Below are 1,432 nucleotides of genomic sequence, written 5' to 3' on the forward strand. Positions count from 1 at the left end.
GTGAAACCTTTCATCATACGCTCGATTTCCTTATCCAAACGTTTGACTTGGGATTCCATATGGCGAATCGTACTTAAAATCACGGATAGTGAGATGTTAACGGGATCAGCCATGGCCTTGTCTAATCGAAAGGAATTACGTGCAAGCTTTTGAAGATATTTAGCGATTTCTTCTGGCTCGGCAAAACGTTTTTTGCCTTTCTCCTGTAAGAACTCAACCAGTTCTTCTAAAGGCATCTCGGCAATGGTTTCCGGATCTAGCTCTTCAATGACAGCGAGACTGGTCGTACCGAATGTATTCGAGAACGGGTTATCTTGGCGTAGGCCACTAAACTTTAAAAACAGTTGGTTCATCATGTAGGTTTTATTACGTGCAACTTCATGCATTAGATGGAATCGGGTACGTGTTAAACGACGAAGTGCTTCATATTGTAAGGTTTCTTGCATTTCATGTGGCAGACGTCCAAAGCGTAAATGATCCGCAATTACCCAGGCGTCAATTCGATCGTTTTTCGGTAACGTATCGTACCCCTTTTTAAAGCGAGATACTTTACGTGCATTTAACATATAAACCGCTGTTTGAAACGTTGGTTCATAATTGTGCAATTGATTCTTTAAATAATGAGCAACGTGCCAGCTATACTGGTCTGTCGCTTCTAATCCAATTTTAATATGTTCGCACTGATTTTTTTCCGCTGTTCCTAAAAGCTTTTGAATTAAGGTGTTCGCACCTTCTGTATCATTGGAAACAGAAAAATCAGCGAGCGTATGTCCCTCTCCATGCATGAAATGGACATGATGGGAGCGCAAACTCACGTCGATACCGACTAGCATTTGTGACATGCCAATCACCTCCTAAGGTGGGATTAATCAAGATTGTCTCAGACCTGGGTGCCCATCAGAATCATCGATGTCTGCCTCGTTATTAGCAATCAAAGTGAAAGAAGACCAAAATGAGCGCTACACTCTCTTCTTCCTCAGCGTCGCAGCCAGTGGTTAGACCTTCCATAATGAACGATGGGTAGCAGGCTTATTAAGCAGTGCACTAAGTGCCCGCAAGGGGGAAAAGCTATTTCCTGTGTCAACCTTGTCCGTTCCATTGTCTCATGGGCACGGTCTGAGAGAAAAGTAGATTGAAATAAAAAAGGACGAAGTACTGAAATGGAGCATCCTCCAATCTTCGTCCAAACGATATGAAGTTAGGCAACTCAAATAAGCAGGTAAGCACCTGTCAGCTTTATTTAGTCATGTTAAAAATAGACTTTTCCTTTTTGGCTCCCTCGGTAAAGCAGGGGTCAAACAGGTAAAACATAAAAAGGGTGAGGGAGCCAAGAGGCGACCACTTCCTATAGGAAATCCAACAGATCCTCCAGCTGTCCGGATCAACTGGAAATTCTATCGGAAAGAGCTCTTATTACTAATATACGAGGGGG

Annotated in this window: 1 protein-coding gene; it reads right to left on the bottom strand. The window is 42.9% G+C overall.

Going from position 1 to position 1,432, the window contains the following annotated elements; translation table 11 throughout:
* On the bottom strand, positions 1 to 842 hold an 842-nt coding region (locus HF876_RS18700; RefSeq protein ID WP_169361556.1), incomplete at its 3' end, for an IS110 family transposase.
* Between the last annotated feature and the right edge of the window lie 590 nt (positions 843 to 1,432).

Origin of the sequence: Psychrobacillus sp. BL-248-WT-3, from assembly GCF_012843435.1 — a bacterium.
Taxonomy (GTDB): domain Bacteria; phylum Bacillota; class Bacilli; order Bacillales_A; family Planococcaceae; genus Psychrobacillus.